We start from the raw sequence: 25,084 nt of genomic DNA on the forward strand, positions 1-25,084 counted from the left end.
ACTGACGCACAGTGAGCGCCATGGAGAAGGTCTCTCGGTTTCGGCGGCGGGTGCTCGTGGGTTCGCTCGTGGGGTGTCTCGCCCTGGGCGGCGGGGTGCTGATGTGTCTGCCCGGCGAGGGGCGGGCCGGGCGGACGCCCGTGGCCGCTCCCGGGGCGCAGGCGGGGGCGGCGGTCCGGGCGGGTGCGCCGGCCGCGCTCGCGGATCTGGCGGCGCTGGTCGAGGAGCGCGAGAGCCGGGTGCGGGCGCATCCGAAGGACGCCCGGTCGTGGGCGGTGCTCGGCGCCGCCTACCTGGAGCAGGGCCGGCGCACCGCCGACGTGGCCGCCCTGTACCCCAAGGCCGAGCGGGCGCTGCGGACCTCGCTGAAGGCGCGTCCGGGGAACAACGCCGACGCCCTCGACGGTCTGGCCGCGCTGGCCGCCGCGCGCCGTGACTTCCCGGCGGCGCTGGCCTGGGGCGAGTCCGCGCTGAAGGCGGCGCCCGGACGCTGGACGACGTACGCGCAGCTCGTCGACGCGTACACCGGGCTCGGCGACTACAAGAAGGCCCGCAAGGCCCTCGACCGGCTGACGGCGCTGCACTCGGGGCCCGTCGTGCGGGCGCGGGCGGCGGGCGTGTACTGGGACCAGGGCCGGCGTGAGGACGCGCAGGCCGCGCTGGCGGACGCGGCGGCGGACGCCTCCTCCCCTGCCGAGCAGGCGGCCTGGCTGGAGCGGGGCGGGCAGCTGGCCTTCGAGCGCGGCGAGCGGGAGACCGCGCTGCGGCACTTCCAGGAGGCGGTGCGGATCGACCCCGGGCTGTGGGCCGCGTGGGCCGGGCGGGGGCGGGCGCTGGCGGCTCTGGGGCGGACCTCGGAGGCGCTGCGCGCGTACCGGACGGCGCTGGCCGGGCAGCCGTCGCCGCAGTACGCGCTGGAGCTGGGCGAGCTGTACGAGTCGCTGGGGCTCGCCCGGGAGGCGGGGGCGCAGTACGACCTGCTGCGGGCGCGGGTGCGGGAGGAGGAGGCGGGCGGGGTGGACGGGGAACTGGTCCTCGGCCGGTTCGAGGCGGACCACGGTGACCCGGCCCTGGCGGTGCGGCGGCTGCGGGCCGAGTGGCGCAGACAGCCGGGGATCGCGGTGGCGGACGCGCTGGGCTGGGCGTTGCACCGGGCCGGGCAGGACGAGGAGGCCCTGAGGTTCGCCCTGACGGCCACCGACCGGGTGCACGGGGGTGCGATGCTCAGCGCGCCGTACGTCCACCACCTGGCCGTGATCGAGCGGACGCTGGGCAGGGAGGGGCCCGCCCGGCGGCATCTGCGGGAGGCCCTGCAGATCAACCCGTACTTCTCGCCGCTGCTCGGACCGCAGGCCCGGGCAGCGGCCGCACAGCTGGGCGACGAGCCGCCCCCGGCGGAACTGCCGTCCTGACGCCGGGCCGCGGCGGGACGTGCCGGCGCCGGACTGCCGCGGGGCTTGCCGGCGCCCGGCCGCCGCGGGGTCCTGCTGACCACGGGCCGCCGCGGGGCTTCCTGACAGCGGGCCGCCGGGGGTCCTGCTGAGCAAGGGCCGCCGGGTGTCCCGCCGGCCGGGGGCGGCCGTCCGCCGTTCCGGCTACAGGTTGCCGCGCTTGGCCTGCTCGCGCTCGATCGCCTCGAACAGGGCCTTGAAGTTGCCCTTGCCGAAGCCCATCGAGCCGTGGCGTTCGATGATCTCGAAGAAGACGGTCGGCTTGTCCTGGACCGGCTTGGTGAAGATCTGCAGCAGGTAGCCGTCCTCGTCGCGGTCGACGAGGATCTTCAGCTCGCGCAGGGTCTCGACGGGGACGCGGGTCTCGCCGGCCCACTCGCCGAGGGTGTCGTAGTACGAGTCGGGGGTGTCGAGGAACCGGACGCCGCCCGCGCGCATCGTGCGGACCGTCTGCACGATGTCGTTGCTGTTGAGCGCGATGTGCTGGACGCCCGCGCCGCCGTAGAACTCCAGGTACTCGTCGATCTGGGACTTCTTCTTGGCGATGGCCGGCTCGTTGATCGGGAACTTGACCTTCAGGGTCCCGTCGGCGACGACCTTCGACATCAGGGCGGAGTACTCGGTGGCGATGTCGTCGCCCACGAACTCCTTCATGTTGGTGAAGCCCATGACCTTGTTGTAGAAGCCGACCCACTCGTTCATCCGGCCGAGCTCGACGTTGCCGACGCAGTGGTCGACGGCCTGGAAGGTGCGGCGGGAGGGCGGTTCGACGATCGGGTCGGCGCTCGTGTAGCCCGGGAGGTAGGGGCCGTCGTAGCCGGACCGGTCGACGAGGGTGTGGCGGGTGTCGCCGTAGGTGGCGATCGCGGCGAGGACGACCGTGCCGTGCTCGTCCTTCAGCTCGTAGGGCTCGGCGATCGAGCGCGCGCCGTGCTCGACGGCGTAGGCGTGGGCGGCGCGGGCGTCCGGGACCTCGATGGCGAGGTCGACGACGCCGTCGCCGTGCTCGGCCACGTGCCGTTCGAGGAAGTGACCCCAGGGGGTGGCGGCCTTGATGACGGAGGTCAGGACGAAGCGGGCGGAGCCGTTGGTGAGCACGTACGAGGCGGTCTCGCGGCTGCCCGTCTCCGGTCCGGAGTAGGCGACCAGCGTCATGCCGAAGGCGGTGGAGTAGAAGTGCGCCGCCTGCTTGGCGTTGCCCACGGCGAAGACGACCGCGTCCATTCCCTTGACCGGGAAGGGGTCGGCCTGCCGGGCGGTGTCGGGGGTGTGGTGCGTGGTCTGCGTCATAGCCGAAGGGTCGCGCCGGTCGGCAAGGTGCGCAATAGTTCGCTCCGTAGCTGGACAGGATGACCAGCCCTACGGCGGCCTCGGCGGACTTTGTGTACAGGATGACCATCTCGGAGGCGAACGGTATGGCGATCGACCATCTGGACGGGCGGATCATCGTGCTGCTGGCCCGTGAGCCGCGGCTGGGGGTGCTGGAGATGTCCCGGCGGCTGGGGGTGGCCCGCGGGACCGCGCAGGCACGGCTCGACCGGCTTCAGTCGAACGGAGTCATCCGGGGCTTCGGACCGCAGGTCGATCCGGCGGCGCTCGGCTACCCGGTCACCGCGTTCGCCACGCTGGAGATCCGGCAGGGCCAAGGGGCCGACGTGCGGGCGCACTTGGCGTCCGTGCCGGAGGTCCTGGAACTGCACACCACGACCGGCAGCGGGGACATGCTGTGCCGGCTGGTGGCGCGCTCCAACGCCGATCTCCAGCGGGTCATCGACCGGGTCGTCGGCTTTGATGGCATTGTCCGGGCCTCCACCGCGATCGTGATGGAGAACCCCGTCCCGCTGCGGATCATCCCGCTGGTGGAACAGGCCGCGGACGACCGGGAAGGGCCGGGCAGACCTGTGGGGTGAGCACCTTGAGCTTCTGGGAGTACCTGGACAGCCGGCACCGGCAGCTGCTCACCGACGCCTGGCAGCACGCGAGCGTCGTCTTCCAGTGCATGGTCGTCGCGACCCTGGCCGGGGTGGCGATCGGGGTCTTCACGTACCGCAGCGGCTGGGCGGGCGACCTGGCCACCACCTCCACCGCCACCGTCCTGACCGTCCCCTCGCTCGCGATGATCGGACTGCTGATCCCGGTGGCCGGGCTCGGCGTGCCGCCGACGGTGATCGCGCTGACGCTGTACGGGCTGCTGCCGATCGTGCGGAACTGCGTCGTCGGGCTGCGCAGCGTGGACCCCTCCCTGGTGGACGCGGCGAACGGCATCGGCATGTCCCGGCTGACGCGACTGGTCCGGGTGGAGCTGCCGCTGGCCTGGCCACCGATCCTGACGGGCATCCGGGTCTCCACACAGATGCTGATGGGCATCGCCGCGATCGCCGCGTACGCCTCCGGGCCAGGTCTCGGCAACGAGATCTTCCGCGGGATCGCCTCGCTGGGCAGCAGGAACGCCCTCAACCAGGTGCTGGCCGGCACGCTCGGGATCATCGTGCTGGCCCTGCTGTTCGACGCCGCGTACGTCGTCGTCGGACGCCTGACGATTCCCGGGGGGATCCGTGTCTGAGTCGCACGGCGCGTCGATCGAGCTGGAGAACCTCACCAAGCGGTATCCGGGCAACGCCGAGCCGTCCGTCGACGACGTCACCATGGAGATCAGGGCGGGCGAGACGGTCGTCCTCGTCGGGCCCTCGGGGTGCGGGAAGTCGACCACCCTGAAGATGATCAACCGGCTGATCGAGCCGAGCGGCGGGCGGATCCGCATCGGCGGCGAGGACGTCACCGGCATCGACCCGGTGAGGCTGCGCCGCAAGATCGGCTACGCGATCCAGTCGTCCGGTCTCTTCCCGCACATGACGGTCGCGCAGAACATCGCGCTCGTGCCCAGGATGACCGGCTGGCCGAAGGCGCGGATCCGGGACCGGGTGGCGGAGATGCTCGACCTGGTCGGGCTCGACCCCGGCGAGTTCCGTCACCGCTACCCGCGCCAGCTGTCCGGCGGCCAGCAGCAACGGGTCGGCGTGGCACGGGCGTTGGCGGCCGATCCGCCGGTGCTGCTGATGGACGAGCCGTTCGGGGCCGTCGACCCGGTCACCCGCGTCCACCTCCAGGACGAGCTGCTCCGGCTCCAGCGCGAGCTGCACAGGACGATCGTGTTCGTCACCCACGACTTCGACGAGGCGATCAAGCTCGGCGACCGGATCGCGGTGCTGCGCGAGTGCTCCCGCATCGCCCAGTTCGACACCCCGGAGACCATCCTCACCAGCCCGGCGGACGACTTCGTGTCCGGGTTCGTGGGGGCGGGGGCGGCTCTGAAGAGGCTCGACCTCAGCCGGGTGCGGGACGTGGAGATCGCCGGCTGTCCGACGGTGACCGTCGACGACCCGCTGCGGACGGTCGTGGACCGGCTGCGCTCCCGAGGGTCCCGCCCGGGCCGTCCGGCCACCGGAGGAGGCGCCGACGAGCTCCTGCTGCTGGACCGGAGCGGCCGGCCCTCCAGGTGGCTGCGCCGCGAGGACCTGACGCGGGCCAGGGGCTCCCTGACGCGGGCCGGCGTCCCGGTCGGCGGCACGGTGTCCCACGACGCCACCCTGCGCGACGCGCTGGAGGCGGTGCTCACGGACGCCGCCGGGCGGGCCGTGGTCACGGGCCGGCGGGGCGAGTACGCCGGGGTCGTCGACATGGCGACGCTGCTGGACTCCGTGCGCGGACTGCTGGAGGCCGACCGGCTGGAGGCGCTGGAGGCACTGGAGCCGCCGCACGAACCGGAGGAGGCCCGGACCGCGCCGACGCACGCGGAGCAGAAGGGCCCGGCCGGGCAGGCGACGGCGTGAGCGCGTCCGAACTCGACGGCCTGCCGGCAGATCCGCCGGGCGGTCTGTCGGGCGATCTGCCGAGTGATCTGTCAGGCGGTCCGCCGCACGCGCCGGCGTGGGAGACGGCACGGACCGCGACCGAGGGCTCGGCGGTCGGGAGCTCCGCGGTCGGGAGCTCCGCGGTCGAGAGCTCCGCGGTCGGGGGTTCCGCGGTCGGGGGTTCGGCTTCTCCTCGGCGGCGCCTCACCTGGCAGAGGCTGACCCTTCTGCCCGCCTTCCTGGTCGCGCTGCTGCTGGCGACCTGGCTGTGGTTCGAGCAGGCGGACCTGGACGCGATCACCCGGAACGCGCTCTCCGGCGGCCAGGTGTCCGAGGCGCTGTGGCAGCACATCCAGCTGACGGTGATCTCCACGTTCTTCGTGCTGATCATCGCGATCCCGCTGGGCGTCCTGCTCACGCGGCGCAGGTTCCGCGGGGCGACCCCGGTCGCGCTGGCCCTCGCCAACGCGGGGCAGGCGACCCCGGCGATCGGTCTGCTGGCGCTGCTGGTGATCTGGCTGGGCATCGGCCGCCGGGCGGCTCTGATCGGCATGGTCGCCTACGCCGTGCTGCCCGTGCTCTCCAACACGGTCGCGGGGCTGAAGGCCAACGATCCGACGCTGCTGGAGGCGGCCCGCGGGATCGGCATGTCCCCGTCCGGTGTGCTGTCCCGGGTGGAGCTGCCGCTGGCGGTGCCGCTCATCCTGGCCGGCGTCCGCACGGCGCTGGTGCTGAACGTCGGCACGGCGACCCTGGCGACCTTCGGCGGGGGCGGCGGCCTGGGCGTGCTGATCACGGCCGGCATCACCAACCAGCGCATGCCGGTGCTGGTGCTGGGCTCGGTCCTCACCGTCGCCCTGGCGCTGCTGGTCGACTGGCTGGCCTCGCTCGCCGAGGTGCTGCTACGGCCGCGAGGACTGGAGACGGAAGCATGAGACAGGCGCGGTTCCTCGCCGGGGCGCTGCTGCTGACGGCCGGCTGCGGCCTGACCAGCGGCTCCCCCATGGTGGACGACGTCTCGCCCGGCTCGATCGGCAGGGGCGAGCCGCTCGAGGGGGCCCGGCTGACGGTGACGTCCAAGTCGTTCACCGAGAACCTGATCCTCGGCGCGATGATCGGCATCGCCTTCCGGGCGGCCGGCGCGGACGTGCTGGACCGCACCGGCATCCAGGGCTCCATCGGCAGCCGTGAGGCGGTCCGCACGGGGGACGCCGACGCCATGTACGAGTACACGGGCACGGCCTGGATCACGTACCTGGGCAACAGCCGGCCCATCGCCGACCCGCGGCAGCAGTGGCAGGCGGTGCGCGACGCCGACGCGGGGAACGGGCTGACCTGGCTGTCTCCGTCCCGGCTCGACAACACCTACGCGCTGGCGACGAACCAGGCGAACTCCCGCAGACGCCGCACGAGAACGCTGTCGGAGGCGGCCGCGCTGTCCCGGTCCGACCCGGGCGCCGTGACACTGTGCGTGGAGGGCGAGTTCGCCAACCGGGCGGACGGACTGCCGGGCATGGCGAAGGCGTACGGGATGGACGTGCCGGCGTCCCGGGTCACCCAGATGGACACCGGGATCATCTACACCCAGGCGGCGAAGGGGAGTTGCTCCTACGGCGAGGTGTACACCACGGACGGCCGCATCACGTCGATGAACCTGGTGGTGATGGAGGACGACAAGGGCTTCTTCCCCCACTACAACGCCGCCCCCGTGGTCAACTCCGAGGCGCTGCGGAAGTGGCCGGCGATCGCGGGCCTGCTGGACCCGATCACGAAGAAGCTGGACAACACGGTGGCGCGGGAGCTGAACGCCGAGGTGGACGTCGACGGTCAGGACCCGCACCAGGTGGCACTGGAGTGGATGAAGGACCAGGGGTTCGTGACGTGACCGTCGGCGCCGTTCAGCAGCCGGGGACCGAGCCCTTGCCGTGCTCCAGCGCGACCAGCGCCTTGACCGCGCCCTGAAGCGTGGTGACGGGGACCAGCCGCAGCCCCGCGGGCAGCTCGGACTTCGCGTCGGCGCACTCGTCCTTCGGCACGAGGAACACGGTCGCGCCGTCCCGGCGGGCGGCCTGCGTCTTCAGCGCGACGCCGCCGACCGCGCCGACCTTGCCGTCCGCGTCGATCGTGCCGGTCCCGGCGATCGTGCGGCCGCCCGTGAGGTCGCCGCCGCTGCCGTCGCCGTCCAGCTTGTCGACGATGCCGAGCGAGAACAGCAGGCCGGCGCTGGGCCCGCCCACGTCGGACAGCTTCAGCGTGACCTTGACGCCGTCGCGGCCGAGGTCCAGGTACTTCAGCGCGGCCTCGGTCGCCGCGTCCTGGGACTGCCGCATCTGCTCGGTGTTGTGCTGCTCGATCTCCTTGGTGCTCTGCCCGCTGGGGTACACGGAGTCACGCGGCATGATCGCCTGGTCGGTGCGGAACCAGCCGTCGATCACGTCGGAGAGCCGGACGTCGGTGTCGGGGTTGGTCGCCTCGATCGTCGTCATCCGCAGCTGCCCGCTGGTGCGTCTGGTGGGCGCGCCGGAGATCGTGATCACCTGGCTCCCCTTGTTCTCACCGAGGACGTTCGCCGTCATACCCGGCTGCGCCACCGAGAACGGCAGCGGCGCGAAGGCGGCCGTGGCGAGCAGCGCCGCGACGGGCAGCGCGCAGACGGCGAGGGCCTGGGGGCGTGTGAGGCGTGAGAGCACGGAGTCAATCTAACGCGGCGGCGCCGCGCGCCCGTGGCCGCCCGCCGGTCAGCGCAGGGCCTCGGCCACTTCCCTGGCCGCGTCCACGACCCGGGGACCCACCCGCTCGGGCACCGCGTCGGCCAGCATCACCACGCCCACACTGCCCTCGACCCCGGTCACGCCCAGCAGCGGAGCGGCCGCCCCGCTCGCGCCGGCCTCCAGCTCCCCGTGCGTCAGCGTGTAGCCGGGCTCGTCCGCGGGACGCGCCGCCCGCTGCCGTGCGGCGAGGATCGCGCGGCCGGCCGCCCCCCGGTCCAGCGGATGCCGGAACCCGGCCCGGTAGGCCACGTGGTAGTCCGTCCAGGACGGTTCGACGACGGCGACGGCGAGCGCCTCCGACCCGTCCACCAGCGTCAGATGCGCGGTCGCCCCTATGTCCTCGGCCAGCGAGCGCAGCGCGGGCAGCGCGGCCTCCCGCACCAGCGGATGCACCTGACGGCCGAGCCGCAGCACACCGAGGCCGACCCGGGCCCGGCCGCCCAGGTCGCGTCGGACCAGGGCGTGCTGCTCCAGAGTGGCGAGCAACCGGTACACCACGGTCCGGTTGACGCCGAGTTTGTTGGAAAGCTCGGTGACGGTCAGCCCGTGGTCGGTATCGGCCAGCAGCTTGAGTACCTTCAGCCCTCGATCGAGCGTCTGGGAGGTCTCCGCGGTCACGACGCCCACTCCTTAAGTGGTGAGGTCGGCGGTCTCCGTCGCGGCGGATGCGTCACCGAGTCCCGTCAGTGACGCGCCACAGAGGCCGCCGATCGGCAGACGGGTCCGGCGTGTCCGGGTCCGGTCGCTTCACGGCTGCGCTCCGCGGCGGCGCTGCCACGGGGCGTGTGCGTAGCGGGACAGTAGCGAAGCAGGTTCGCTGAGCGGAAGGCTCCGTCCAGAATCCGGTCAGTGACCGGTGTGCCCTTCCCGTATTTATCCGGATACGTACGGTGCACGGCTCCCGGCGCGAGCCCTGCCCTGGGGGCGGACCGAGCCCGCTCCGGGAAGACCGCGGGAGGCTCCGGGAGATCCGGGAGACGCCGGGAAGCGGGGTCTCACCGCATCCGGGTCGCCCACTCCTGCACCTTGGCGATGCGCTGCCGCAGCTGTCCCGCCGTCGCCTCCGCGCTGGGCGGTCCGCCGCACACACGGCGCAGTTCGGTGTGGATCACACCGTGCGGCTTGCCGCTCTGGTGGACGTACGCGCCGACCATCGTGTTGAGCTGCTTGCGCAGCTCCATCATCTCCTTGTGAGAGACGACCGGTCGCCGCTCGGCGGGCAGTTCGAGCAGGTCAGCCTCACTGTCGGGCTTCTTCCTGCTGTGCGCGATCTGCTTGGCCTGACGCTTCTGCAGCAGCAGCTGCACCTGGTCGGGTTCGAGCAGCCCCGGAATGCCCAGGTAGTCCTGCTCCTCCGCGCTCCCCGGGTGGGCCTGCATGCCGAACTCGGCCCCGTTGTACATCACCCGGTCGAAGACGGCCTCGGACTCCAGCGCCTCGAACGCGAACTGCTCCTGCTCGCCGGTGTCCTCGTCCTGCTCCTTGTTCGCCTCGTCCATCTCCTTCTCGGACTCGGCGTACGGGTCCTCCTCGCCCTCCTTCTTCGGCTTGTCGAGGGCGTGGTCGCGCTCGACCTCCATCTCGTTGGCGAAGGTGAGCAGGTCGGGCACGGTGGGGAGGAAGACGGAGGCGGTCTCGCCGCGCCTGCGGGACCGCACGAAGCGGCCGACGGCCTGGGCGAAGAAGAGCGGGGTGGAGATGGTGGTGGCGTACACCCCGACCGCGAGGCGTGGCACGTCGACGCCCTCGGACACCATTCGCACCGCCACCATCCACCGGTCGGTGCCACCGCTGAACTCGTCGATGCGGCGGGACGCGCCGGTGTCGTCGGACAGGACGACGGTGGCCTTCGAGCCGGTGATCTCCCGGATGAGCTTGGCGTAGGCGCGGGCGGAGTCCTGGTCGGAGGCGATGACGAGCGCGCCGGCGTCCGGGATGGCCTTCCTGACCTCGGTGAGCCGCTGGTCGGCGGCGCGCAGCACGCTGGGCATCCACTCGCCGCGCGGGTCGAGGGCCGTGCGCCAGGCCTGGCTGATCGCGTCCTTCGTCATCGGCTCGCCGAGGCGGGCGGCGATCTCGTCCCCGGCCTTCGTCCGCCAGCGCATGTTGCCGCTGTAGGAGAGGAAGATGACGGGCCGCACGACATGGTCGGCGAGCGCGGACCCGTACCCGTACGTGTAGTCCGCGGCGGACCGCCGGATCCCGTCGTTGCCCTCCTCGTACGTCACGAAGGGGATGGGGTTGGTGTCGGAGCGGAACGGCGTGCCGGTGAGCGCGAGGCGGCGGGTCGCGGGTTCGAAGGCCTCGAGACAGGCCTCGCCCCAGGACTTCGAGTCTCCGGCGTGGTGGATCTCGTCGAGGATGACGAGGGTCTTGCGCTGCTCGCTCCGGTTGCGGTGCAGCATCGGCCGTACGCCGACGCCCGCATATGTCACGGCGACGCCGTGGTAGTCCTTGCTGAGCGGCCCGGCGCTGTACTCGGGGTCCAGCCGGATGCCTATCCGCGCGGCCGCCTCCGCCCACTGCTTCTTCAGGTGCTCGGTCGGCGCGACCACGGTCACCTGCTGCACGACGTGGTGGTGCAGCAGCCAGGAGGCGAGGGTCAGCGCGAAGGTCGTCTTGCCGGCGCCGGGGGTGGCGACGGCGAGGAAGTCGCGCGGCTGCTCCTGGAGGTACTTCTCCATCGCTCCCTGCTGCCAGGCGCGCAGCTTGCCGGCGGTGCCCCAGGGGGCGCGGCCGGGAAAGGCGGGCGACAGGTGGTGGGAGGAGGAGCTGGTGGCGGCGGTGATGGTCACGGTCTCCGGGTTCGGGGTCGAATCAAGAGGGTCCGCGCGAAGCGCGTCGGAAGGGCGCAAGCGGATGTTCGGGCGGACAGTCGGACGGGCGGGCAGTCGGACGGGGCGGACAGTCGGACGGGCGCGGAGGTGTTCGGGCCGGCGGCGTCCCGGTGGACGAACGGCTCGGCTGCGGATGACAACCGGGCCACCCTACCGGCGGCCCGGCGGTGCCGACGCGCGAACGACGCGCGGTCGCCCGTGGTTGGGATCCAGGTCACAACGCCCGCAGCGGCCGGGCGACCGCGGGGACCGCGGACTCCGCGTCCGGCGTCACGCCGATGACCAGGCCGTACGCCGCGCCCTGGGCGCAGTCGGCGAGGCCGACGGGGGCGGCGGGCGGCGAGCGGCGAGCGGCGAGCGGCGAGCGGCGAGCGGCGAGCGGCGAGAGAACCGTGGCCGCCGCCGCGGGCCGCGCGGCCGCTCGCCGCCGTCGACGAGGGGTGGTCAAGGCGACGACGAACGCCCCGGCCTGCGGCCGGTGCTTCAGGAGGTCGGTTCTCCGGGGCCGGTGCGTACGCGCGGGCTCGGGGTGGCCGCGGTCATACAGCGGTGGCGTGCCGCGGGTCCCGGGAGTGCAGGCGGGTGGTCACCCAGGCTCCGACGAGCGCCACCGCGGCCATCGGCAGGAAGACGGCCGCGAAGGCGGCCGGATGCGAGCCGCCGTCGGCCGCGGCCACGGCCGCCGGCGCGTGCGCGACGCTCCCGCCGCCGAGCGCGGCGAAGGCGGCGCCGCCCATGGCCAGCAGCAGCACGTTGGACAGTCCGTCCGAGATCTGCAGGGCGGCGGAGTTGGCGCCCGCCTCCCGCGGGGCCGACAGCTTCAGCAGCAGCACGCTGGTGGAGGAGATGACGAGCCCCATCCCGAAGCACCCGAAGCCCCAGGCGACGGCCACCGTCCAGGCGGGCACGGCGGGCAGCAGCACGCTGGGCGCGGCGGCGATGGCGGCGGCCGCCAGCACCATCCCCAGCGCCATCAGCCGCTCGCGATACGGCTCCGCCCAGGGCCGCGACTGCAGCCACGACCCCAACGCCCAGGTGCCGCCGCCGGCGGCGAGCGAGAACCCGGCCAGGGTCGGGCTCAGCCCCCGCTGCGTCACCAGCATCAGGGGCACGAAGGACTCGGCGGCGATGAAGGACCCGGCGGCCACGCCGCGCAGCAGCACGACGGAGGGCAGACCGCGGGCCGCCCGCCAGGTTCCGCGCGGCAGCAGCCCGCGCACGGCGGGCACGAGCAGCGCGAGCCCCGCGGCGGCGGGCACGGCGGAGACCGGCCGCAGATCCTGGGCGGCGTACTGCAGGAGCCCCGCACCGAGGGAGATGGCGAGGGCGAGCCGGATCCGCCGCCGGTCGAAGGGCGGCACGGCCGTCCCCTCCACGGGTCCGCCCGCCCGCCGGCGAATCTGGGGCAGTGCCAGCGCGAGCGGTCCGACGACGAGGACGGGTATCCCCAGGAACACCCAACGCCACCCCAGCTGCTCGGTCACCGCGCCGGCGGCCAGGGGCCCGACCACGGACGGCACGACCCAGCAGGCGGCGAACGCGGCCATGATCGCGGGCCGCAGCCGCTCCGGATAGGCCCGTCCGACGACGACGTACAGCGCGACGATCACCAGACCGCCGCCGAGTCCCTGCACGGCCCGGCCGAGGATGAACACCCACATGACCTGGGCGCTTCCCGACAGCAGCAGCCCCGCCGCGAAGGCCCCGATCCCGCCCCCCAGCGCCCCGAGCGGCCCCCGCCGGTCCGACAGCTGTCCGGCGAACACCATCCCGAACAGGCTCGTCGTGAAGTACGCGGAGAACGCGAACGCGTACACCGACACCCCGTCGAGGTCCCGCGCCGCGACCGGCATCGCGGTCCCGACGGCGGTCGCCTCGAAGGCGATGAGCAGCACCACGGAGACGATCCCGACGGTGAGGGCCCGGTGGGCCCGCCCGAGGACGGTCCCGTCTTCGTCGTGCCTCGCGGCGTGGGACAGGACTTCGTCTGCGACATCGGCGTCGCGGGGTTCGAGGGCGGCCATGGTCGCCAGCGTAAGGGGCAGGACCGACATCTGCCCCTGTCGGGGGACGGGTCCGCATACGGGACCTTGGTCCTACGACCACGTGCCCCCCGCCCGTTCCATGAACGGCGTATGGCAGTCCCGTTGCGGCCCCGGCGCAGCTCTTGAGCCCCTTCCCACCCGGCCCGTACGGTCGGCGTGCCAAGTTCGGACGGGGCGCTCTACGAGAACCCCTCCCGACCCGGCCGTGTGCCCGAGTGGCTCAGGGACTCGCCTGCAACGCGAGTTACGCGGGTTCGATTCCCGCCACGGCCTCCAGTCGCCCGGCCGGGCGGCACGCAAGGCAGCCCCCGGGGGGTCGTCCCTGCGTGCGTGCGCGGGCCGGGTGAGTGGTCGTCAGCCCGTTTAGCAGAGGCCGTCGGTCGTCGGCCGGAAGCCGGGTCACGGGACCGGCCACGGGACCGGACGGGCCCCTGTCGCGGTGACGGGCGTCCGGTGACGCGCGTGTCCCGTCGGTGGTGGGCGGTCCCGGCCGCCGGCCGGGCCGGTGCCGGGTCAGGAGTACAGCTCTGCGCCCGTCCCGTCGTCGAACACCCGGGGGCAGTCGGTCGGTTCGGCCGCGGCCAGGGTGCGGCACATCGAGTCGGCGAGCCGGCCGTAGGCCTCGGTCAGCGCGTGCACCGCTTCCAGGCCGCTCTCGCGGCGGATCAGCCAGAAGGTGAAGGCCAGGGTCGCGATGTCGGCGTTGAGCGGACGCAGGCCGCCGTCCGGTTCACTCCAGACCAACACCGCGCCCGTGGCGCCGTCCAGGACGAGGCCGGTGTCCGCCGACAGGCTGCCCAGCCGGATCAGCCGGTCGGCGCCGGCCGGGAACCACTGCCCGGTCAGGGCGCCGCCACGACCCTCCGCGCGGTACTCGGCGAGGGTCTGCAGGGGCATGTCCGTCTCCAGCGAGAACCGGACCGCCGACTCCGGCAGGCCCCGCTCGCGCAGGAAACGGCGGGTCGGGACGTGCGTGAGCGCCCGGGGGAAGTCGACGGCGTCGAAACGGACGACCTCGCCGGAGCCGAACTCCTCGTCCAGGAGACGGGCCGGGAGGTCCAGAGCGAGGCCGGACGCCGTGCAGGGGCCGGCCGCCAGAGCGAGCGGGCGGATCACCGCGGCCAGCTTCCGGAAGAGGCCGGACTCACCGGAACCGTCGCGCCCGCGGGATCCGTCGCTCGCGCCCTGCGCGCGCTCCGTGCCGGTCGCGCCCGCCTCGAACACCGCCAGCAGTCGCCGCGTCGCCTCGGCCACCGCCTTCGGGCCGAGCCGGCCGGCGTAGGAGGCGAACTGGCCGCGCAGGGCCGCCAGTTCGTCCACCGCCGTCGCGAAGCGGACCAGTTTCTCGAGGGAGGGCGCGAGCGGGCGGGCGTTCGTCAGGTCGGGGTGGTCGTGCAGGAAGTACGTCGTCGGGATCTCGCCCCTCGCCCCGTCGAGTCTCGCCCCGTCACCCCTGGCCCAGTCGGGCAGGACGGTCGAACGGCCCTCGGAGTGAACCGTGGTGTCGGCGACCGTGCGCAGGCCCTGGGCTCGAAGGCCCTGGACGCGCAGGCCCTGGGTGCGCAGACGGTCCGTGTGCGGCGCTCCGAACGTCAACCGGCCGCCGTCTCCCGGCAGTCCGGGCAGTCCGAGCGGCAGGCCAGGCAGGCCGGGCGGCAGGCCGGGCGGCAGGCCAGGCAGGCCGGGCGGCAGGCCTGGACCGGTCGGCCGGTGGTGCGTCGATCCATGCGTGGCGTACGGGTTCAGCTCGTCCTCGGTGAAGGTGATCGTCGGTCTGGTCGTCATGGCGGTGGTGGTCCTGGTCGTGCCCATCGGTCCCCCGTGCGGAAAGTTGCGTGCGCCGTCCCACTGCTCCGCAGCCTATGCGGACCCACTGACAACGGCTGTGACCAGCGACAGGCCGCCCCGGCCCGCCCGACACCGGTCCGCACTGACAGACGTCCGAGCAGGCCCCTGAGTTCCCCAGGTTCGTTCACGGCCCGTTCGCCGCTGGGTGAACGCACCACGGGGCGGAGTCCCGGGCCAAGTCCCGGGCGGGCTCTCAGGCGGGCGCTCGGCGGAGTCTCGACCGGGGAACCGGGGCTCTCGGCCGGGCTCTCGGCCGGGCTCTCAGGTGAAGTAGACGCCGCCCAGCACCACGGCCACCGCCGCCACCACGAACAGCAGGATCCAGGCCAGCAGCTTGCCCACGCCCGGCGGGGGCTCGTAGCGCTGTCCGGGGTCCGGCTCCGGCTCGCTCATCGGTCCGTCACCACCGCCGCCTGGGGCCTTATGGGCAGCCGGTTCACCGGGCGGCCCGTCGCGGCGCGCACGGCGGAGGCGATCGCCGCGGGCGAGGTGACCACCGGGACCGCGCTGGCCGCCTTCGCCCCGAACGGCGCGACCACGTCCCGCTCCTCGACCAGCTTCACGATCTGGATGTCGGGGGCGTCCAGGGCCGTGGGCAGCGCGTAGCCGGTGAGGTCGGGGTGGCGGATCAGGCCGCGCGGGGTGCGCAGGTTCTCCGTGAGCGCGATGCCCACGCCCTGAGTCACGCCCGCCTCGATGCGCGCGGTGAGCTGTGCCGGGTTCAGGATCCGGCCGACGTCCTGGGCGACCGCCAGTTCGACGACCCGCACCGAGCCCAGCTCGATGTCGACGTCGACGACCGCGCGGATCGCGCAGAAGGCGAGACCGACGAAGGCGTCGCCCTGGCCGGCCGCGTCCAGGGGCTCGGTGGGGTGCGGGCGGCACTGCGCCGTCGCCCACAGCTCCTTGCCCCGCATCTCCTCCGTGACGGTCGTCGACAGGACGCCGTCGTAGGAGGTGATCTTGCCGTCGGTGATCTGCAGCAGTTCCGTCGACATGCCGAACTTGTGCGCCAGGGGCTGGAGCAGCTGGGTGCGGACCATCTTCGCCGCGCGTTCCACCGCGCCGCCGGAGACCCAGGTGTGGCGGCCCCGGCAGCCGGGGCCCGCAGGCGGCTGGTCGGTGTCCACGGGCGCGACGTGCACCTCGTCGACGCCGAGCGTCTCCTGGACGATCTGGCGGGCCAGCGTCGTGAAGCCCTGACCGGTCTCCACCGCCGCGCACAGGACCGTGGCGACGCCGTCCTGCACCTTCACGGTCGCCGTGGAGACCTCGTCCGCGCCCTCCGCGCCCAGCATGTGCACCATGCCGAGGCCGTAGCCGACGCCCCGGCGGACCGCGCCCGGTTCGCCCGCGCCCTCGGGGCCGCCGGGCAGCAGCCAGTCCTCCTCGGGCATGTCCTTGGGGAGCGCCGGGAGGGGGAACTCCTGGACGGCCTGGAGGAGTTCGGCGACGGGGGCCGGGCAGGTCACCGTCTGCCCGGTCGGCAGGACGTCACCGGTCGCCAGGACGTTGCGCAGCCGCAGCTCCGCCGGGTCGACGCCGAGCCTCTTGGCCAGCTTGTCCATCTGCGCCTCGTAGGCGGCGCAGACCTGCATCGCGCCCTCGCCGCGCACATGGCCCGACGGCGGGTTGTTCGTGCGCACCGCCCAGCCCTCGATGAAGGCGTTCGGGACGACGTAGGGGCCGCAGGCGAAGGAGACGGCGGCGGCCAGGGCCTCGGCGGAGGTGTCGGCGTAGGCGCCCGCGTCGAGCAGGATCTGCGCCTCGACCTTCACCAGCCGCCCCTCGGCGTCGGCGTGGTGGCGGTAGCGCAGCAGGGTGGGGTGCCGGTGGGCGTGGCCGAGGAAGGACTCCTCGCGCGTGGCGGTGAGTTTCACCGGGCAGCCGGTCTTCAGCGCGAGCAGGCCGAGGGAGAGCTGGAAGCCCTGGTCCTCGCGGTCGGCGGTGGCGCCGGGCACGCCGGTGACCACGATCTTCACCCGTTCGGGGTCGAGGCCGTAGCAGGCGGCGGCCGTGTCCCGGTCGGTGTGCGGGTCGGTGGAGGCCAGGTAGAGCTCCACGCCGCCGTCGGGACGGGGCACGGCGAGGCCGGCCTCGGCGCCGATCGGGGCGGGGTCGGCGCGGCCGATGCGGTACTGGCCCTCGACGACGACCTCGCCGATCGCGGACGGGTCGCCGTGGTGCAGCGGGATGTGCCGGATCAGGTTGCCGTCGGGGTGCAGGGCCTCGGCCTCGAAGGCCAGCTCGGGGTCGATGACCGGGTCGAGCACCTCGTACTCGACGATGACGGCCGCGGCGGCCATCCGCGCGGTGTCCGGGTGGTCGGCGGCGACGGCGGCGATGGGCTCGCCGTGGTGGCGCACGACGTCGGAGGCGAACACCGGCCGGTCGGCCGTGCCGCGGCCGTGCAGGGCGCGGCCGGGGACGTCCTCGTGGGTGACGACGGCGCGTACGCCGGGCATCTCCCGCGCGTGGGACGTGTCGACGGACAGGATGCGCGCGTGCGGGTGCGGGGAGCGCAGCACGGCCGCCCACAGCAGGCCCTCGGCCCACAGGTCGGCCGCGTACGGGAAGGTGCCCTCGGTCTTCGCGCGCGCGTCGGCGGGCTGCAGGGAGGCGCCGATGCCGTGCGGGAGCGGCTCGGGGGGCGGAGCGGCCTCCACGGGGCTCGTAGCGATGACTGCTTCGTTGCTCACGCCTGGCCTCCGTCCTGACCCTGTCCGTACGCCGGGTCGTGCGGGTGGGGCTGCGCCGGGTTCTCGAAGGCCGACACATGGACGCCGCCCCCGCCCGGGCCCGCCTGATGGGGGATACGGGCCTCGTCGCCGTCCGTCTCGGCGTCCGCGGCGGCGTGCGCCTCGCGTTCGGCCACGACGTCCTGGACGGCCCGCAGGACGCCCTGGTATCCCGAGCAGCGGCACAGGTTGCCGCACAGCGCCTGCCGGGCTTCCAGTTCGGTGGGCGCCGGGTTGCCCTCCAGCAGGTCGTGGACGGTCATCGCCATGCCGGGCACGCAGAAGCCGCACTGCACGGCCCCGCAGCGGGCGAGCGCCCGCTGCACGTCGGAGGGCTGTCCGTCGACGGCGAGGCCCTCGACGGTGCGGATCTCGCTGCCGGCGGTGGTGACGGCCGGGACGAGGCAGGAGGCGACGAGCCGGCCGTCCACCTGGACGTTGCAGGCCCCGCACTCGCCCTGCGAGCAGCCGTCCTTGGCGCCGGCGAGGCCGAGGCGCTCGCGCAGGACGTAGAGCAGGGACTCGCCGATCCAGGCGTCGGCGACGGGCCGGTCGGAGCCGTTGACGCGCAGCACGTAGGCGGCGAGGGGGTGTTCCTCGTGGAAGGGCGGCGGGGCGTCGTCGGGGGCCTCGGCATCGTCGGCGTCCGCCGGGGTCCGGTGCGGGTCCGGCTCGGCGGCCGCGTCGGGCTCCGGGGCGGACCCGGGGGCGTCCGGGCCGTCGGCGGCGGCCGGGGCGTCCTCGGGGGTGTCCGACGGGGCGGCGGCGTCCGGGTGCGCGGCGGCGGGCTCCGGGGCCGGCTCGGCGGGGCCGTGGAGGGCCCGCCGGGCATGGTCGGGGCCCTCGGCGGGCTCGGTGCTCTCCTCGGTCCCGGCGGGCTGTCGAGCGGCCTCCGCGGGGCCGTCCGGGGCCACCGTGTACGCGTCGGGGGAGATCTCCGGCGCGTATGTCCCGGAAGCGTGCGGCCCGGGGTGCTCCGGGTGCTCGGGGGCGGCGCGGCGGCGGTCGTGTTCCGCTGCGCCGGGGTCGTGCGGCGGCGCGTGCCCGGCGCTGCCGTGCGGGGGCGTGTGCTCCGGGGTGTGGCCGAACGGGGGCTGGTCCGCGACCGGCCGGCCGGTCTGGTCGGTGTGCGGCCCCCAGGGCCCCTCCGCCGGGTCGGGCGCGCCCGTCGCCCAGGGTGCGGCGGCGCCGCCGGGCAGGGTGGCGGGGGGCGTGCCGCCGCCCCACTGCTCGACCAGGGACGACGTGGTGAACTCGCCGGATTCGTCGGGCAGGTCGCCGCCGGCGACGGGGATCGACCACTGGCCGGTCACGTCGTGGCCGGTCACGTCGTGGCCGGGGGCGTGTGCGGACGGCGGTGCGCCGGGGGGCGCCGAGGCGTCGTCGAAAGCCCACTGGCCGGTCGCGCCGGGGTGGTACGTGAACCGGTCGTCGCCGACCGTCTGCGGGGTGCCCTGCGGGGCGGGCCAGTCATTGGCGCCGGCCGGGGCGGCCCAGGTCGCGGAGGCGTCCTCCGGGGGCGCGACCGCTATCTGCGGCGGCACGTACCCGTGGCCCGGCGCGGCGAGCGGGCTGTCCCCGCGCGCGGCGAGGAAGGCGTCGATGCCGCCCTCGGGGAGTTTGACGAAGGCGGTCGCGCCGTCGTCGTAGTCCCCCTGGGGCAGCGGGTCCCAGCGGCTGCCGCCCTGCGGCGCGCCCTGGTCCTGCCCGTTGTCCTGTCCGTGTCCGGGTCCGTGCTGGTCGTCGGTCACGACAGCGCCCTCCCCAGTGCTCGTCGGGCCAGCGCGGCGACGGTGCGCCGCAAGTGCAGTACGGCGGGCGGAAGTTCGGGGACGGACCCGTCCACGCCCGGCGTCGCGTCGGGGATGCAGGCCGCGGCCACGTACTCCCCGAAGGCGGTCAGGGCCTCCGGGACGACGGCGCGGCCGTTGTCCCAGTCGATCAGCCGGGCGACCCACTGCTCGGCCTCCAGCGGCCGCAGCGGCATCGGCGCTATGGCGCCGACGGCGCACCTGACGCCGCGCCGGGCGGGGTCGAGGACCAGCGCCACGGAGGCCACCGCACGGCCCGGACCGGTGCGTCCGGTGGCCTTGAGGAAGACCTGCGGGGCGTGCAGCAGCGGCACGCGCACGAACCCGATGAGTTCGCCGCCGCGCAGCATGTCCATGCCGGCCAGCAGGTGCGACACCGGGATGTCCCGGCGGGCTCCGCCCGGGCCCGCGATGACGAGGGTCGCTTCCAGCGCGGCCAGCACCGGCAGCGCGTCGCCCGTGGGGGCGGCCGAGGCGATGTTGCCGCCCAGGGTGCCCGCGTTGCGGATCTGCGGCGGTCCCGCGGCGCGCGCCGCGGCGGCGAGCGCCGGGATGAGGGCGGCGAAGTCGGGGCGGCCCATGCGCGCGTGGGTCAGTCCGGCGCCGAGCAGGGCGTGGCCGTCCTGGTACTGCCAGCCGCGGATCTCGCTGATCCGGCCGAGACCGACCAGACCGGTGGGCCTGAGCTGCCCGGAGTTGACGGCTGCCATCAGGTCGGTGCCGCCCGCCACGGGCACGGCGGCGGGCATGGCGGCCAGCGCGGCCACGGCCTCGTCCAGGGTCGTGGGCAGCGTGACGGCCTGCGCCGCCTGCGGTGCGTGCGTGCTCAAAACCTGCTGCCCCTTCCCGCTGCCCCACCTGGTCCCACCTGTGTTGCCGTACGGTACGTGCTGACAGGGCGGACGTGGCAACTCTGGCACATCTTCGCCCCACCGGTACGCGGGGGTCGGCCAGGAGCCATTCGCCCACGTCACCCGGGAGATGGTCCGCTTTCGCACGTCGTTACCGGTATGCGCGAACTGCCACTCTTCGGGGATCCCGCCGGGTTTGTCCTCCGCGCACGCTCGGGGCTGACGGCATCACCGGTTCGGGGGCGGACCCTCGATCGGACGCCCGAGGACGCCGGGCCGCCGCTGCCACGGCCGGGGCCCGGACGGCGGACGGTAGCCGACGCCCAGGGCGTCGAGCCGCCCGTAGTGGGCCTGCATCCGCCGCTCGAAGCCGGCGAAGTCCCGCTCGGCCGGCGCGGGCAGGGCGCTCCAGGCGACCTCGGCGAAGGCGGCGAGGCGGGGGAACGCCTGGTAGTCCACGCGCGCCTGGTCCTCCGTCGTCTCGGTCCACAGGTTGGCCTGGGCGCCGAGCACGTGCCGCGCCTCCTCGGGCGTCAGTTCCGGCGGAACGGGCTCGAACCGGTAGACGTCCTCCAGGGTGCGGACGTAGCCGATCGGCACGGGCTCGTCCGGGCCGTCGTGCTGCCTGTGGTCGAGATACACCTGCTGCTCGGGGCACATGACGACGTCGTGCCCGGCCCGCGCGGCGGCGATCCCGCCGGCGTATCCCCGCCAGGACGACACCGCCGCACCCGGCGCCAGGCCGCCCTCCAGGATCTCGTCCCAGCCGATGAGCCGGCGCCCGCGCGCGGAGAGCCATGTGTCGAAGTGGCCGAGGAACCAGGACTGCAGCCCGTCCTCGCCGTCGAGCCCGAGTTCCCTGATGCGCGCCTGCGCGGCCGGCGAGGCCCGCCACTCGTCCTTGAGGCATTCGTCGCCCCCCACATGGACGAACTCCGACGGAAACAGCTCCAGGACCTCCTCGAACACCCCCTCGTAGAAGCGCAGGGTGCTCTCGGCGGGGGCGAGCACATGAGGACTGATCCCCCAGGTGTCCCACACGGCGGGGGCGGCGCCCGCCTTCCCGGAGGCGGGGACGACGTCGGTGTTGCCGAGTTCCGGATATGCGGCGATGGCGGCCTGCGAGTGGCCGGGCACGTCGATTTCCGGGACGACGGCGATATGCCGCTCGGCGGCGTACGCGACGATCTCCCGGATGTCGTCCTGGGTGTAGAAGCCGCCGTGCGGCTTCTCGTCCCACAAGGGCGACGCACGATGGCCGAATTTCGTGCGCGCCCGCCAGGACCCGGTCCCGGTCAGCCGGGGATGTCTTCTGATCTCCAGACGCCAGCCCTGATCGTCGGTCAGATGGAAGTGGAAGACGTTGAGTTTGTGCGCGGCCATCAGGTCCAGCCAGCGCAGGACGCCTTCCTTGGGCATGAAGTGCCGGGCCACGTCGAGCAGGAGACCGCGCCAGCCGAAGCGGGGGGCGTCCTCGACGGTGACCTCCGGCAGTTCCCACTGCCGGCCGGGTCGCAGCGGAGCCCGGCGGAAGGCGTCGGGGCCGAGCAGTTGCCGCACCGTCTGCGCTCCCCAGAAGACGCCGGCCGCGCTGCCGCCCGCGATCACCTGGTCGTCACCGCCGAGGTGCAGCCGGTAGCCCTCCGGGGGCAGCGCGGGGTCGACGGCCAGCAGGATGCGCCCCCCGCCGTCGCCGTGCCCGGCGAGGGAGAGGCCGGTCGCCGCGCCGACCGTCGCCCGCAGCCAGCGCGCGACGCCCTCGGTGCCGGGCCCCGCCTCCAGCCGGGTCCGCTCGTCAAGACGGCCCCGGCCGCGGTGGCCGCGGACGAGGCGCCGGGGCGCCGGAACGAGATCCGTCATCAGTCCCTGACCGCTCCGTCCGGTGCGCGGACCGGACTCTTCGCTGTGCGCGTACGAGGAAACCAGAACCGGAATGGCCGTGACCGTGCGGCCCGTCTCCGCGGAAAGCGCGTACGCCTCGTTCCACGGCCCTCCGCAGGGCTCCGGAAGGGTCCCCGCGGGCATCCCGAACCGCTTTCCGAGCCCTTTTCGGCGCGCATGCCGAAAGGGCGGCGAGAAGGCGCCGCAAGCCCCCTGGAACAGGATCGGCGCGGCGGCCCGGAAGGGGGGCGGGAGGGCGAACCGGAATGCGTCGCCGCGGGCGCCGGGGAAATCACGGGCGACGACCCGCGCGGCGCACCACACGCGACGACGGGCACGCCGAGGCCCCCCGGACGCGCCGGAGCGCGCCCCGAGGGCCTCGGGGAAGTGAGCGGGCTACTTCTTGTCGCCGCCCTTGCCCTTGTCGTCGCCGCCGCCCGCCATGGACTCGAAGATCTCCTTGCACATGGGGCACACGGGGTACTTCTTCGGGTCGCGGCCGGGCACCCAGACCTTGCCGCACAGCGCCACGACGGGCGTCCCGTCGAGGGCGCTCGCCATGATCTTGTCCTTCTGGACGTAGTGGGCGAAGCGCTCGTGGTCCCCGTCGCCGTGCGACACCTGCGGCGTCGGCTCCACGAGGGTCCCCGTCCCCGTGCCTCGCTGGGGCTGGGTCTCAGGCTCAAGAGTGCTCATGGCGCCAAGCGTACTGAAGCCGGGCGGGGATGCTCACGCGCATCAGTTGAGCGAGGCGTCGTCCGGATAGGTGGCCACCATCGCCAGTTCACTGCGCTGCCGGCGCAGCACCTCGCGCCAGAGCCTCTCGGGCGCCGGCGAGGAGACGTCGCCGGGCTCGGACTCCACGACGTACCACGCGCCCTCGACCAGCTCGTCCTCCAGCTGGCCGGGGCCCCAGCCGGCGTATCCGGCGAAGATCCGCAGGGAGCCGAGGGCCGAGGCGAGGAGTTCCGGCGGGGCCTCCAGGTCGACCAGGCCGATCGCGCCGTGCACCCGGCGCCAGCCGAGCGGGGCCCCGTCCCCGGCCGCGCCGCCGGGGATGACGGCGACCCCGAGGGCCGAGTCCAGGGACACCGGGCCGCCCTGGAAGACGACGCCCGGCTCGCCGGCCAGGTCCGCCCAGGCCTCCAGGATGTCGCTCACCCCCACCGGGGTGGGCCGGTTGAGGACGACGCCGAGGGAGCCCTCCTCGTCGTGGTCGAGAAGGAGCACCACCGCGCGGTCGAAGTTCGGGTCCGCCAGGGCGGGCGTCGCCACGAGCAGCCGTCCTGTGAGCGAGGACACCTCGGTCATGCCAGACATGATCCCGCATCTTCCCTGAAGTGGGGAACGGGTGCGGGGCACGGAGGTGAGGGCAGGTCGGGCGCGTGGGTGCGGTGCGGGCGCACGGGGCCGAGACGGGCAGCCGACGATGACCGTGCGTGTCCGCGGGGAAACGGTTCGTGTTGTGACACAGCCATGACGCCGCTGGGCGGTCCTCGGGCTTACGGCGGAGGGGGCGACGGCGATTACTCTGTCTGCTCTGGCCCTGCCCCGACCCCCCAACGGCCCCTGCCCAATCCACCATCCATGGAACGCGAGACACATGACCGTCAACGGCTCTGACGACGTACTGGTTGTCCACGGCGGAACCCCGCTCGAGGGCGAGATCCGAGTCCGCGGTGCGAAGAACCTCGTACCCAAGGCCATGGTCGCCGCCCTGCTGGGCAGTGAGCCGAGCCGGCTGCGCAACGTGCCGGACATCCGTGACGTGCGCGTCGTACGCGGCCTGCTGCAACTGCACGGGGTGACGGTCCGTCCGGGCGAGGAGCCGGGTGAGCTGGTGCTCGACCCGACCTACGTCGAGAGCGCCAACGTCGCCGACATCGACGCCCACGCGGGTTCCAGCCGGATTCCGATCCTGTTCTGCGGCCCGCTCCTGCACCGCCTCGGCCACGCGTTCATCCCGGGCCTCGGCGGCTGCGACATCGGCGGCCGGCCGATCGACTTCCACTTCGACGTGCTGCGGCAGTTCGGCGCGAAGATCGAGAAGCGGGAGGACGGCCAGTACCTGGAGGCCCCGCAGCGGCTGCGCGGCACGAAGATCGTGCTGCCGTACCCGTCGGTCGGCGCGACCGAGCAGGTGCTGCTGACGGCCGTCCTGGCGGAGGGCGTCACCGAGCTCGCGAACGCGGCCGTGGAGCCGGAGATCGAGGACCTCATCTGCGTGCTGCAGAAGATGGGCGCCATCATCGCGATGGACACCGACCGCACGATCCGCGTCACCGGCGTCGACAAGCTCGGCGGCTACAACCACGCGGCCCTGTCGGACCGTCTGGAGGCCGCCTCCTGGGCGTCCGCGGCGCTGGCGACCGAGGGCGACATATACGTCCGCGGCGCCCAGCAGCGCTCGATGATGACGTTCCTGAACACCTACCGCAAGGTGGGCGGCGCCTTCGAGATCGACGACGAGGGCATCCGCTTCTGGCACCCCGGCGGCAACCTGAAGTCCATCGCGCTGGAGACGGACGTCCACCCCGGTTTCCAGACCGACTGGCAGCAGCCGCTGGTCGTGGCCCTGACGCAGGCCACGGGCCTGTCGATCGTCCACGAGACGGTCTACGAGTCCCGGCTGGGCTTCACCTCCGCGCTCAACCAGATGGGCGCCCACATCCAGCTCTACCGCGAGTGCCTCGGCGGCTCGAACTGCCGCTTCGGGCAGCGCAACTTCCTGCACTCCGCGGTCGTGTCGGGTCCCACGAAGCTCCAGGGCGCCGACCTGGTCATCCCCGACCTGCGCGGCGGTTTCTCGTACCTGATCGCCGCCCTCGCGGCCCAGGGCACCTCGCGCGTCCACGGCATCGACCTCATCAACCGCGGCTACGAGAACTTCATGGACAAACTCGTGGAGCTGGGCGCGAAGGTCGAGCTCCCCGGCAAGGCACTCGGCTAGGAGCCGGCCGCACGCACCACGATGGGGCGGTACCCGGGATCCGGGTACCG

General features: G+C 73.7%; 21 protein-coding genes and 1 tRNA gene. 8 read left to right on the top strand and 14 right to left on the bottom strand.

Features of this window, described 5'->3' with window-relative positions:
- Positions 1–20: 20 nt before the first annotated feature.
- Positions 21–1,412 carry a tetratricopeptide repeat protein gene (locus IE239_RS01540; protein WP_190147351.1) on the top strand — a complete coding sequence of 464 codons (1,392 nt, stop codon included), beginning with the start codon at positions 21–23 and terminating at the stop codon, positions 1,410–1,412.
- 183 nt (positions 1,413–1,595) lie between these two features.
- Here IE239_RS01540 and hppD read toward each other — a convergent pair whose 3' ends face one another.
- Positions 1,596–2,741, bottom strand: coding sequence for a 4-hydroxyphenylpyruvate dioxygenase (hppD, locus tag IE239_RS01545; RefSeq protein WP_190147352.1), 1,146 nt, complete (start codon positions 2,739–2,741; stop codon positions 1,596–1,598).
- 125 nt (positions 2,742–2,866) lie between these two features.
- Here hppD and IE239_RS01550 point away from each other — a divergent pair, with 125 nt between their 5' ends.
- Genes IE239_RS01550 through IE239_RS01570 form a run of 5 tightly spaced genes read left to right on the top strand, consistent with a single transcriptional unit; the run spans position 2,867 to position 7,187 of the window.
- Positions 2,867–3,361, top strand: a complete 495-nt coding sequence (locus IE239_RS01550) for an Lrp/AsnC family transcriptional regulator (protein ID WP_190147443.1) — start codon at positions 2,867–2,869, stop codon at positions 3,359–3,361.
- 5 nt (positions 3,362–3,366) lie between these two features.
- Positions 3,367–4,014, top strand: coding sequence for an ABC transporter permease (locus IE239_RS01555; protein ID WP_190147444.1), 648 nt, complete (start codon positions 3,367–3,369; stop codon positions 4,012–4,014).
- A complete protein-coding gene (locus tag IE239_RS01560; RefSeq protein ID WP_190147353.1) occupies positions 4,007–5,281 on the top strand; it encodes an ABC transporter ATP-binding protein in 1,275 nt (424 codons plus the stop codon). Before IE239_RS01555 ends, IE239_RS01560 begins: the two co-directional genes overlap by 8 nt.
- Positions 5,278–6,237, top strand: coding sequence for an ABC transporter permease (locus IE239_RS01565; protein WP_229877667.1), 960 nt, complete (start codon positions 5,278–5,280; stop codon positions 6,235–6,237). The genes IE239_RS01560 and IE239_RS01565 overlap by 4 nt, the downstream gene beginning before the upstream one ends.
- Entirely contained in the window at positions 6,234–7,187 is a 954-nt protein-coding gene (locus IE239_RS01570) for a glycine betaine ABC transporter substrate-binding protein (RefSeq protein ID WP_190147354.1), read from the top strand. The genes IE239_RS01565 and IE239_RS01570 overlap by 4 nt, the downstream gene beginning before the upstream one ends.
- 13 nt (positions 7,188–7,200) lie before the next feature.
- Here the strand turns inward: IE239_RS01570 and IE239_RS01575 are convergent, their stop codons facing one another.
- The 5 genes from IE239_RS01575 to IE239_RS01595 form a co-directional block, all read right to left on the bottom strand.
- The gene (locus tag IE239_RS01575; RefSeq protein ID WP_190147355.1) at positions 7,201–7,992 is read right to left on the bottom strand and encodes a S16 family serine protease; all 792 of its coding nucleotides are present in this window, start codon (positions 7,990–7,992) and stop codon (positions 7,201–7,203) included.
- 48 nt (positions 7,993–8,040) lie between these two features.
- Entirely contained in the window at positions 8,041–8,691 is a 651-nt protein-coding gene (locus IE239_RS01580; RefSeq protein ID WP_190147356.1) for an IclR family transcriptional regulator, read from the bottom strand.
- 377 nt (positions 8,692–9,068) lie between these two features.
- The gene (locus IE239_RS01585; RefSeq protein WP_190147357.1) at positions 9,069–10,868 is read right to left on the bottom strand and encodes a DEAD/DEAH box helicase; all 1,800 of its coding nucleotides are present in this window, start codon (positions 10,866–10,868) and stop codon (positions 9,069–9,071) included.
- Positions 10,869–11,124: 256 nt separating this feature from the next.
- The gene (locus IE239_RS01590; protein WP_190147358.1) at positions 11,125–11,358 is read right to left on the bottom strand and encodes a hypothetical protein; all 234 of its coding nucleotides are present in this window, start codon (positions 11,356–11,358) and stop codon (positions 11,125–11,127) included.
- A gap of 91 nt (positions 11,359–11,449) precedes the next feature.
- Positions 11,450–12,934, bottom strand: a complete 1,485-nt coding sequence (locus IE239_RS01595; protein WP_190147359.1) for an MFS transporter — start codon at positions 12,932–12,934, stop codon at positions 11,450–11,452.
- 222 nt (positions 12,935–13,156) lie between these two features.
- Between IE239_RS01595 and IE239_RS01600 the strand changes: the two genes are divergently transcribed.
- Positions 13,157–13,231 (top strand) — tRNA-Cys (locus IE239_RS01600).
- A gap of 237 nt (positions 13,232–13,468) precedes the next feature.
- On the opposite strand, the gene IE239_RS01605 is transcribed toward IE239_RS01600, so the two are convergent.
- From IE239_RS01605 to IE239_RS01635, 8 genes are all read right to left on the bottom strand, one after another.
- Positions 13,469–14,740: an SUKH-4 family immunity protein gene (locus IE239_RS01605; RefSeq protein ID WP_229877668.1), complete on the bottom strand. Its 1,272-nt coding sequence runs from the start codon at positions 14,738–14,740 to the stop codon at positions 13,469–13,471.
- 324 nt (positions 14,741–15,064) lie between these two features.
- On the bottom strand, positions 15,065–15,196 hold the full coding sequence (locus IE239_RS42890) for a hypothetical protein (RefSeq protein ID WP_268254483.1): 132 nt from the start codon (positions 15,194–15,196) through the stop codon (positions 15,065–15,067).
- On the bottom strand, positions 15,193–17,502 hold the full coding sequence (locus tag IE239_RS01610) for a xanthine dehydrogenase family protein molybdopterin-binding subunit (RefSeq protein WP_190147361.1): 2,310 nt from the start codon (positions 17,500–17,502) through the stop codon (positions 15,193–15,195). Before IE239_RS01610 ends, IE239_RS42890 begins: the two co-directional genes overlap by 4 nt.
- Complete coding sequence (locus IE239_RS01615; protein WP_190147362.1) at positions 17,499–19,292, bottom strand: 2Fe-2S iron-sulfur cluster-binding protein; 1,794 nt, start codon at positions 19,290–19,292, stop codon at positions 17,499–17,501. The genes IE239_RS01610 and IE239_RS01615 overlap by 4 nt, the downstream gene beginning before the upstream one ends.
- Positions 19,289–20,182 (bottom strand): FAD binding domain-containing protein, encoded by an 894-nt coding sequence (locus IE239_RS01620; RefSeq protein ID WP_190147363.1) that lies wholly within the window; start codon positions 20,180–20,182, stop codon positions 19,289–19,291. Before IE239_RS01620 ends, IE239_RS01615 begins: the two co-directional genes overlap by 4 nt.
- A gap of 249 nt (positions 20,183–20,431) precedes the next feature.
- Complete coding sequence (locus tag IE239_RS01625; protein ID WP_190147364.1) at positions 20,432–22,063, bottom strand: beta-N-acetylhexosaminidase; 1,632 nt, start codon at positions 22,061–22,063, stop codon at positions 20,432–20,434.
- A gap of 417 nt (positions 22,064–22,480) precedes the next feature.
- Positions 22,481–22,780, bottom strand: coding sequence for a DUF3039 domain-containing protein (locus IE239_RS01630; protein ID WP_069773379.1), 300 nt, complete (start codon positions 22,778–22,780; stop codon positions 22,481–22,483).
- 42 nt (positions 22,781–22,822) lie between these two features.
- On the bottom strand, positions 22,823–23,395 hold the full coding sequence (locus IE239_RS01635) for a YqgE/AlgH family protein (RefSeq protein ID WP_190147365.1): 573 nt from the start codon (positions 23,393–23,395) through the stop codon (positions 22,823–22,825).
- Positions 23,396–23,687: 292 nt separating this feature from the next.
- Between IE239_RS01635 and murA the strand changes: the two genes are divergently transcribed.
- Complete coding sequence (gene murA / locus IE239_RS01640) at positions 23,688–25,034, top strand: UDP-N-acetylglucosamine 1-carboxyvinyltransferase (protein ID WP_190147366.1); 1,347 nt, start codon at positions 23,688–23,690, stop codon at positions 25,032–25,034.
- The last annotated feature ends 50 nt before the right edge of the window (positions 25,035–25,084 follow it).

Source organism: Streptomyces humidus (genome assembly GCF_014649655.1).
In the GTDB taxonomy this organism is placed as follows: Bacteria; Actinomycetota; Actinomycetes; order Streptomycetales; family Streptomycetaceae; genus Streptomyces; species Streptomyces humidus.

Coding starts and splice junctions, on each gene's coding strand:
- IE239_RS01540 (WP_190147351.1), top strand. CDS start 21: ATGGAGAAGGTCTCTCGGTTTCGGCGGCGGGTGCTCGTGGGTTCGCTC.
- hppD (WP_190147352.1), bottom strand. CDS start 2,741: ATGACGCAGACCACGCACCACACCCCCGACACCGCCCGGCAGGCCGAC.
- IE239_RS01550 (WP_190147443.1), top strand. CDS start 2,867: ATGGCGATCGACCATCTGGACGGGCGGATCATCGTGCTGCTGGCCCGT.
- IE239_RS01570 (WP_190147354.1), top strand. CDS start 6,234: ATGAGACAGGCGCGGTTCCTCGCCGGGGCGCTGCTGCTGACGGCCGGC.
- IE239_RS01595 (WP_190147359.1), bottom strand. CDS start 12,934: ATGGCCGCCCTCGAACCCCGCGACGCCGATGTCGCAGACGAAGTCCTG.
- IE239_RS01605 (WP_229877668.1), bottom strand. CDS start 14,740: ATGACGACCAGACCGACGATCACCTTCACCGAGGACGAGCTGAACCCG.
- IE239_RS42890 (WP_268254483.1), bottom strand. CDS start 15,196: ATGAGCGAGCCGGAGCCGGACCCCGGACAGCGCTACGAGCCCCCGCCG.
- IE239_RS01625 (WP_190147364.1), bottom strand. CDS start 22,063: ATGACGGATCTCGTTCCGGCGCCCCGGCGCCTCGTCCGCGGCCACCGC.
- IE239_RS01630 (WP_069773379.1), bottom strand. CDS start 22,780: ATGAGCACTCTTGAGCCTGAGACCCAGCCCCAGCGAGGCACGGGGACG.
- IE239_RS01635 (WP_190147365.1), bottom strand. CDS start 23,395: ATGACCGAGGTGTCCTCGCTCACAGGACGGCTGCTCGTGGCGACGCCC.
- murA (WP_190147366.1), top strand. CDS start 23,688: ATGACCGTCAACGGCTCTGACGACGTACTGGTTGTCCACGGCGGAACC.